The organism is Paraglaciecola sp. (genome assembly GCF_030730205.1).
Lineage (GTDB): Bacteria > Pseudomonadota > Gammaproteobacteria > Enterobacterales > Alteromonadaceae > Paraglaciecola.
The window spans coordinates 1-8,742 of the sequence record NZ_JANQVQ010000277.1; the positions used below are offsets into that span (position 1 = coordinate 1).

An 8,742-nucleotide genomic window follows, 5' to 3' on the forward strand; every position below is an offset into this window, starting at 1 on the left:
AGATAATTTTTCATTTTTTCCCATTTAATTCCTGAAGGATAATCGTCTCCTGGTAATAATCCGTCATTATTTAATATATTTGGATTCGCTCCTTTCGACACTAAAAATTTTATGACTCCTAAATTATTTGCTTTGTGTAAAGGTGTTGAACCATTCCAATTTACGTAGTTAACATCGGCACCATACGAAACTAATATTTTTATGAAACTAAGTTTGCTATGGCTATGCAAAGCCGATGTCTGCAAAAAATCATTGCTTGTCTTGGCTCCACGCTTAAGACACTCTTCGAGAATCTGGATATCATTGCAACAATGCAAGTATGGGGAAATACCTTTACATAGTTCATCACCTCGCCATCCTTGCTCAAGGTATTGTATCGCTTCATCATATGTCTCACAATAATGTAGCGGGGTGGCTTTAATAGATGAACCATAATAGTTCAATGGCTTCATGTTTCGTCCTTAGCACTTAACCTTGCAGGTTCCATTGTTACTAACGTCAACAATGCCATCAAATTTTTCCCTCACCACATTTGCTTCTTTAGTATTTAGCTTTTCTGGGACATAGCCATGATATTCATTACTTGGTGTTCCGTTATTTTTGAGAATAACAACTTCTTTATTATTGACGTCGACGCCTACACGAGCATCAGTATTTTTTCCAAGCGGCACAGAATTATCTAGGGCAGCTTGACCATCAGTTGGTTTAGGGGAAATAATTTCACCCGAAGATTTTTTTGGTGAGTTGCCGTGCTTTTTATACCCTGAATCATTGTAAATTAACTTATCTGTAACATCGACATATCTCTGAGCAGCATTATAATACCTCAGGGTCAGGTCTTGCTTTTTGCCACTATCTTACTCACCCGCGAGTAATGCAAGCCAAAATGATTGCCAATCTGCTTCAGAGTATAAGCGCCGGAATTGTGCGCTGCAGTAATAGCTTCATTTCGCGTTTTTGCTAATTGTTCATATTCTGCCAGCGTTTTAGCAGCAACGCGCCGCTGCTTTTTCGGAATGTCAGCTAACTTATCCGGCTCAGTTAACAGTGCTAAATGGCTTTGCACAAAGTCGTCACTACCTAAAAAAAGCTGATTCGTCAACTTATCCCATACGGCAATACCCTGGCCCTGCTGCACAAAGTCTGCGTATTTTTCTCTGGCAGTTTTACGTTGTTTGCCAAACATACTCAGTAACGCATCTGTTGCCAACCAGGAGGGGGAAACTGTTGCCCCCATCACCGCATGCCAGCTACTCCATGGCCAGTCATCTAACACCTGTACCATATTGGCTCGGATGGGGTTAAGCACAATATAGCGACTTAGCTCCAGCAAATAGGCATCTTTGTCGACCAATATGGCTTTATAGCGCCCCTGAAAAAAATGCCCTACCCGTTGGTGTTTTCGGTTTATCGCCTGGGTAAAAGTGCCGTTAAGTTGCCGCATACCTTTACTGAGGTTGGCATCGGGTGTCTCTACCAGCAAATGATAGTGGTTCGTCATCAAGCAATAGGCATGTACCAACCAGTTATACTGCTCGCATACCTTATCCAGCAGCGTTAAAAACAGTTCGAAATCGGTATCGTCAAAATAGATGGCTTTACGCTCATTGCCCCGGCTGGTGATATGGTAAAGCGCCCCTGCAAATTCCAATCTCAGTGGCCTTGCCATGTTGCATACTCCAGGTGGTGTTGGCTGTGGCTAAACTCTAGCCCATCTGGCAGAAAAGGCAAAAAGCAAGACCTGACCCTGAGGTTCCCGCACTATACATTCCGATTGCCATACCAATTAATTGTAAAAACTCGCCATCAGGATCAGTATATTTATATGGGTTGTTATTAGCATATGCATAACGATTAAAACCCATCGTTGGATTTCCGCGTTGCATATGCCCTAAGAAATCTACAGGGTCATTACTCTAGAACCGCCCTATAACTGGATCATAGTATCGTGCCTGCATATACATTTATCGACACTAAGAAACAAAACATATCATCAATAAATTTATGTATTACAGCATGTTATCAGTATAGCTAAGTTTATGGATTTGGGCTTATTGAGAGCAAAAAACAAAGCCCCGCGAGTGCGAGGCGATGTGGTTGGATTCAATCGGGGCCAAATTTTACTTTGCTTTCTTTATTTCTCTGGCTAACGTGCGTAGAGATTAGAGTCGCTAATCTACTTTATGTATACATTTGCCCATTCTTTTTGCGCTAGAATCAGGGAGTCTATTTCTTCTTGGTTTAGACCTTTGAAAACATCCCTGTAAGTCTTGTCTTCACTTTTGTCCATTACGGTAAACAAAGAAAGCCCTGTTTGCAGTTCACCTAACCTGCGGGAAAACCCTAAAATCCTTGATATATGCTCGTCTTTAAAAATTAATAAATAACTAAACTTTGCAGATTCATATATGACCCAATAATCTGACTGAATTTGCTCAACGTTTAATTCGAGTTTATATTCATTAGTAATAACTCGCTCGCTGAAAGGTTCTCTAGTTTTAAGAACCGAACTCTGACTCTTTAAATATATCGCATTTAAAGCCTGCTTTTTACTCATTCCAATAGCAAAGCCATAGGCTTCACCTGCTGAATATGAATAAACACCAGAAGGTCTAAACACATACAAATCAAAAATTATCAAAATGAAAATTGCAATTGAAGCGATTGTGAACAGTTTGATTTTATTCATTTCACTGATTCTCTGGTCTTTCACTAGTTGACCGCCCACTATGCAAGTCTGGGTTAAATCCAGAGGGATTAAATTCCTTAGGAATTGCTCCCCCAGCACCATTGATTAAGTTTCTAGTGCTAGTATGGCAGTTTCCTTCATTAGGGGTTGCTCCACCATCCAATGCGGGTATCGCCGAATAGTCCAGAGGCTCCAAAGTTGCCATAAATTCACCTTGGCTCAATACTGCTCGGTCAAATTGGTCTGATGTCATGCCCTCAGGAGGCTGAATAACTATAGAATCAGTTATATCGCCATTTGCTAGCGCTTGAACATCAGCAGCATGATTTTTACCAAATACATTCTTACCATTTACTTCTAAACTACTTAGTATGACAGGATCTCCCTTGCCAGTGGATACGATAACCATTGAATGAGATCCAGCTTTTCCAATACCGTAATCAATGTCCAAGTTCCTTGAAGCAACCACTACTACACGTCCATCTGGGTCGGTATATTTATATGGATTATTGACTGCGTAAGAGTAACGGTTAAAACCCATTATCCCTTCTGCGTTACTAAGGTGCTCTACGGCCCCAACCGGATCATTCGAATAGAACCTCCCAACAACCGGGTCATAATACCGCTGCTGCATATAAGTTAACTGCAGATCGTTATCTTCCACATGGCCGGTATAGCCTGGTTCGTCCGATTGAGTTCTTGGATCGGCATATTTGGCGACCAGTTGGCTACCTAAGTAGTAATAGTCGGTATAACCATTATTTTCATAAGTGCTCATCAAAACCCCGGCGCTGTTGTACAAGCTATAGGTTTTTGCGCCGTTTTTGTTTTTGATTATCCGTCGGCCATGGCCGTCATATACATAGCTGTTAGTGCCTGAGCTGGTTAAGCGATTAGCGCGGTTAAAGTTAAAGGCCCTTACACCATTATTGGTAACATTACCCCGGTTATCGTAACCAAAACTTTGACTCAGACTACCACTTATACTGGCAAGCTGGTTATTGCCATTATAGGAATAAATAATGTCCTGTGCACCCAACGTCTTGCGGGTAATATTCCCCAGTGCGTCATAACTAAAACTGCCAGCGCCCCAAAATCCATTCGCTGTTTTTAATCTGCCAAGGCCATCATACGTCATATTAGTCATACTATTTGACGGCGTTACAGCATCGGTTATTGAAGTAAGATTACTATTGCTATCATAACTATAAAGTTGAGACAGTAAGTTAGCCGATTGACTCACTCGGCGTAGCTCTGGCCTTTGCTGATTATCCAAAGTTTGATTAAACGTTAACGCATTACCATAGTTGAAACTTTTAAGCTGCCCGTTTGGAAAGTACTGCGCATTCGTCGCATAACTGCCGCTGCTAAGCGAACGCCCTAATGCATCCACCGTAAAACTAACATTTCGGCCTGACGGATAGCTTAGTGATGTCATGTGTCCCAGACCGTTGTAGGATGGGTCGAGAACAAACGCGAGACCATCCACTAAAAGGGTCTCCTTCTCAACCATGCTTTGTGAATTGTATTGATATTCCCAAGCTGTTGAACCCGAGGTCAGATTTGTTAAGCTTCCCTGATTATCATACGTATATACACTGTTACCACTACCATCTGGATAGCTGATTTGCCGGATGTTTCCGATGTTGTCATACGTAAAGTTAATCTTTTCACTTGCCAGTACACTGGCCGTGGAGCAAGCGTTATTCGCACCTGATGCGCCTTTAGCTTCCCAGATGACATCACCTACGATGTTATAATCATATGCCGTCGCGCCTACATCAGGACGATACAAACGGCATAACCGCTGCTGCGCATTGTAAAAACGCAATTCTGTCACGCCCCCTTGAAGGACACTTGAAACGTTATCAAATACAGAGTAATTAATCGCGGTTGAAACATCTTCTGGTTGACTGATAAGGGTGGGAAGTTTCTGCTCGGGTGAGCCAAACGCCCGAAAGGTGGTTGTGCTGCGGTTGCCTAAACTATCAACTGTTTCTACCCGGTTGTTCGTTAAATAATAATAGTCAACACCCGTGTTATCGACGGTGGAGTATTGCCGTTTAACCCGCTGTAATCCATCGTAAAGGGTTGCCTGACCATTGGGTTCGTCGTCATTCTCACTAGGAAACGACGTGAATACAGGTTGGTTGTAAGCATCAAATTGCTGGCGTACATACACGTTGATATTGCGCGCCGTATCACGTTCACGGGTTAATAATGGCCTGAACAACGCATCCATCTCAATCCGCTTTTCATAAGCCCCCCGTGTTATTGTTTGAACAAAACGCCCATTTTGGCTGCTGTAATCAATGACCGTAGGGGCCCAAGGTGCGGGAGGCGTAATTAACGATAATCGTCCTAGGGCATCATAAGCATAGCTTGACGTGTGGCCTCTAAAGTTGGTAACACTTTGTATTTCACCACGGTCGTTGACACTTTGATAGGCACTTTGAACAGCAGATGCGGTATAACGGCCAGGTAAGGTAATTTGTTGGGGGATACCACGCTTATAATTATTGAATTCGACCCAACGATTTGGCGCATTGTAAGTCTGGCGTAACAGATTTCCGATAGCACCACCGCTGGTATGGTAAGTGTTTGAACTGATGAGTGAGCCGAATTGATATTCCTGATGAGGAAGTAATTTACTCGCAGAATTAGCAGCATAGTAAGTCGTTTGGTTGACAGTCGTCCAGCTACTATTGTTAGACGATAACTCAGTCGTTGTGGGTAAGTTCAGCACCCATAATGCAGTGTCATGTTGATAGTTAAACCGCTTGTAGCGCGTACCACTTGGCCCCGTTTCTGACACTAAGCCTGGTTGTCCGTAGATATTATACTGGCTATAGGTGGTAGAAAACGACGTTGGTGAGCCATTACTATAAAGGGTGGTTTTAAGGTTTCCAGGATAAATGTTGTTTTCATGCATTGCTTGATTTTCAAACACTTTTTGACATTCATCGCTGATAAGTTCGATTACAGGATATTGTGAAGGCTTACAAGAAACCATCCTTACCTTACCCACTTTAGGTACTGTGACGTAGCTGGTTTCAACCGCTTTTAATAAGCTAGAAGCATTAGTATCGTAGTAAAGTGTCAATACCTCTTTGCCTTCAAGTACGCCAAAATTTCGGTTAAACACATGCACAGTTTTACTTCCGTCTGGATTGACGACGGATGTAGAGCGCAAATTCATCAGGGAATGACCCGCCGGCGCAAAAGGTAATCCAGATAATGCTGCAGGCTGAGGGGTTGTCGTCATTTGTCTTGGTGAGCCCGCGTTTTGAGAGTATTGGTAGTTCCAAACGAGTGAATTATTGTTAAATTGAAGCTCTTTTTTAGCAATGGCCGGGTTCGTCAAGCACCGTCCAACATTATGCTCCCCATACCAAGGCGAGGCACTTCCGCCGGGTGGAGAATAGGGTACATTGGTTCTACCAAATTGGGCCGCTCTGTGCGTTAAAACAAACACGGCTCCCTCAGGATGGGTTAACGTAGACACGTTATCCTGAGGTGATATAACAGCACAGTCTGCCAGTGTTGGTTGCGATGCGCTGATACCGCCATAGAGATCAAACGTTAAATTAAATTCCCATTTTTTGTTGTCAGGGCGAGTAACTGACTTGAGTACATCTTTGTACAGTAAATCCCGATTGTCATATACGGTGTTATACGCATAATGCCATTCTCTACCATGAGAAGTGATCTTCGATACTCTGTCCGTATTTTGCCCCGCCTCATAGACAATATTGATTTCTCGGCCATCTGTAGCAGAAATTTTAGTCAATTTATTGGAGTATGTTAAAAACTGACTGGCGCTGCCATACGGTAATGTTGCTGACTGATATTCAAAATTGACTTCATTATTAAAGCGATCACGAATTTTACTGACCTGAATGTTGAGGGTATATGAACGCAATAGCACGGCAGCATCGTAGTTTGGATTGAGCACGTCAGCTTCTTGCTCTACCTGAACCAAGGTTGAGGGCACCAGTCTGACGACATCGAACGTATAGATAACGCCTTCGGGAGACGTTGCCTCAAAACCGTATCGGTTTGTAAGGCAATTAATTTTCCAGTTATCAGCATACCGCGCATTTTGTATCCCTCCTCCTGCATCGTAGGCCATTCTGAGCTTCTGATTGGTCACGCCTGGAATATCCAGTGTGTCACCGCTCCAATATTGCATAGCCCCTACTGTTGCAAACTCGGTATCAACCCATTCAGGCTCCAATCGTCCACAACCTGGAAAATGGCTGAGTTGACCCGGACGATATTCAAGCGTGGTTGTGGTAATACTTGGGATCTCCAAGCTCCAATCACCAAAGCTGGCATTGTTGCCGCGATTATTCTTAGAGCCTCGATAGCTGCGACGTATTTCAACAGGCAATGCATTATTGCCTTTTAATGCAATGTCAGTATGTTGAAAAGTGATTGAGCCTGTGTTTAAGTCAACCTTGTCACCAAATAAGGCGGTTGTCTCTGGTGTAATATGCTCTTTAACTTCCATCCTAGATAGCGCAAGCTCAGTCATCAGTTTTAGCTTATCGTGACTGCCCGTAGACATTACCCGGGATGAATTTGCTTGCTCTGCTTCGAGTAACCGCAAGCCCGAATGACTTTCCATCGCATTCATAAACAATGCTGATAGCTCCTCTCGCTCTTTTTGAGAGTATGCCTGTGTGCTGAACGATAAAAACCCAAAAATGAGAACCGATACAGTCAATTTAGTATTCATGATTATTGCTCCTTGCGCTCACCAAAGGGTTTAAGTTCCGTCTTTTTAAGCATGCTACCCGCTTGATTACTCTCACCAATCACACTACCTAGGATGTCGGTATGTATGTAGGTCACTGCTGCGGAGGTATTAATCGTTAAGACATGAGACCAATCTGAGCATTGTGCAGAGGCGTTACATCCACGAACTTGATAGCTATAAATGTTATTTGTGCTGATGGCGACATTATGGGTCCGGGTTGTACCTTTATTGATTTCAGGTTGCCAAACACCGTTCACGTTCTGTCTGATCCGATATGATGACACGTTAGAAACAGCACCCCATGCTACTGTTAAAGTGTTGCCGGAGAATGATGCCGTTAAATCTGCAGGTGCTTTGATATATGTCCCTGTCGGACTGCCACCTGTAATATTAAACGTTTGTGTATAGGCGTAATCACTGCAACCATGTAAATTACTGCAAGCCGCGACGCGAAATAGGTAACTATTTCCGGCTTGAAGGAAACGGCTCTGACTATTATTGTAAAGAATATCATCGTTACCCCAGCTGCTATTGGTTGCCTGGCCGATAAGAAAATAATCATAACTGCTGTTTACTACCCATTGTAAACTTACGGTTTGCCCAGAAAGGGTGGCTTGCGTGTATTGCGGCACTTGAGGCGCGCAATACCCCCCAATTGTCGCCACATCACATTCCATCATAAGTGAGGCTTGCTCTTGCGTTTGTTTTGTTTCTTCAGAAAGTTCAGCACTCGTTTTTGCATAAAGTGTTGGTGGTAGGAATAAAAAAGCAATGAGTAAGACCCTAAACATAAGTGCAACCTCCGTGTTTTGATTTACAATCAATTATTTGTTTATATTGTTATTTTTATTAACCTAAGATTTAACAAGGTAGCCCAATGAATAACCATGTCAAGAATGTAATGAAAAAATGTTTTTATATTTAACATTTGGATGTGTTAATTATTTGAATCACCACAACGTCAATTTTAACAAAACGTTTTTAAGGGGGGCAACTGCAGTTATGGGTTAAAGCCGGTGGTATTCCATTAAAACATGCCACTCACTGACTTAGAAATAGTCTGGGAAGTCCAGTCTGGTGATTAAGACTTTGGTAAGGTCGTTATACTTTGGCATCTAAGTCATTTAAGTTCGACTTAAAAAAGCATAAAAATTAATGTGAATGATGGATATTAGGCTTTCGCTATACGATGAGTCTTCAATCAAATTAAAAAGCATTATGTCAGCTTGTGCAGTAAAGCAGACATTCGCATGTGCCTAATGATGTGGGGAGAAATTTCTGCTATTCGCTC

Annotated in this window: 6 protein-coding genes; all 6 read right to left on the reverse strand. The window is 42.5% G+C overall.

Translation table 11 applies throughout. From position 1 onward, the window contains the following. A partial coding sequence (locus tag NWQ57_RS17880; RefSeq protein ID WP_306023536.1) for an ankyrin repeat domain-containing protein occupies positions 1-452 on the reverse strand: 452 nt, incomplete at its 3' end. Between the two features lie 9 nt (positions 453-461). After that, positions 462-671, reverse strand: a complete 210-nt coding sequence (locus NWQ57_RS17885) for a hypothetical protein (RefSeq protein ID WP_236130260.1) — start codon at positions 669-671, stop codon at positions 462-464. A gap of 161 nt (positions 672-832) precedes the next feature. Beyond that, positions 833-1,669, reverse strand: coding sequence for a transposase (locus NWQ57_RS17890; RefSeq protein ID WP_236130261.1), 837 nt, complete (start codon positions 1,667-1,669; stop codon positions 833-835). A gap of 507 nt (positions 1,670-2,176) precedes the next feature. After that, on the reverse strand, positions 2,177-2,689 hold the full coding sequence (locus NWQ57_RS17895; protein WP_236130262.1) for a hypothetical protein: 513 nt from the start codon (positions 2,687-2,689) through the stop codon (positions 2,177-2,179). A 1-nt stretch (position 2,690) separates the two neighbouring features. Next, complete coding sequence (locus NWQ57_RS17900; protein ID WP_306023537.1) at positions 2,691-7,430, reverse strand: RHS repeat-associated core domain-containing protein; 4,740 nt, start codon at positions 7,428-7,430, stop codon at positions 2,691-2,693. A gap of 2 nt (positions 7,431-7,432) precedes the next feature. Next, entirely contained in the window at positions 7,433-8,242 is an 810-nt protein-coding gene (locus tag NWQ57_RS17905; protein WP_306023538.1) for a hypothetical protein, read from the reverse strand. Positions 8,243-8,742: the final 500 nt, after the last annotated feature.

Coding starts and splice junctions, on each gene's coding strand:
- NWQ57_RS17900 (WP_306023537.1), bottom strand. CDS start 7,430: ATGAATACTAAATTGACTGTATCGGTTCTCATTTTTGGGTTTTTATCG.
- NWQ57_RS17905 (WP_306023538.1), bottom strand. CDS start 8,242: ATGTTTAGGGTCTTACTCATTGCTTTTTTATTCCTACCACCAACACTT.
- NWQ57_RS17895 (WP_236130262.1), bottom strand. CDS start 2,689: ATGAATAAAATCAAACTGTTCACAATCGCTTCAATTGCAATTTTCATT.
- NWQ57_RS17890 (WP_236130261.1), bottom strand. CDS start 1,669: ATGGCAAGGCCACTGAGATTGGAATTTGCAGGGGCGCTTTACCATATC.